1 protein-coding gene is annotated in these 414 nt (G+C 67.1%); it reads left to right on the forward strand.

Translation table 11 applies throughout. From position 1 onward, the window contains the following. Window positions 1-414: Glu/Leu/Phe/Val dehydrogenase dimerization domain-containing protein (locus tag C487_RS12745; protein WP_006186194.1), on the forward strand; the 414-nt coding region annotated here is incomplete at both ends.

Consider the following 414-nt stretch of genomic DNA (forward strand, 5'->3'; position numbering starts at 1 on the left):
CTACAAGGGCGGGCTCAGATACCATCCCGACGTGACCCGTGACGAGTGCGTCGGTCTCTCGATGTGGATGACCTGGAAGTGTGCCGTGATGGACCTCCCCTTCGGCGGCGCGAAAGGCGGCATCGTCGTCGATCCGAAGTCGTTGAGCGACGGCGAGACGGAACGGCTCACCCGCCGGTTCGCACAGGAGATCCGCGACGTGATCGGGCCGAACACGGACATCCCGGCCCCCGACATGGGGACCGACCCGCAGGCGATGGCCTGGCTGATGGACGCCTACAGCATGCAGGAGGGTGAGACGATCCCCGGCGTCGTCACGGGGAAGCCGCCCGTCATCGGCGGCTCCTACGGCCGCGAGGAAGCGCCGGGCCGGAGCGTCGCCATTGTTACCCGGGAGTCCTGTGACTACTACGA

This window comes from Natrinema pallidum DSM 3751 (genome assembly GCF_000337615.1).
GTDB lineage: Archaea > Halobacteriota > Halobacteria > Halobacteriales > Natrialbaceae > Natrinema > Natrinema pallidum.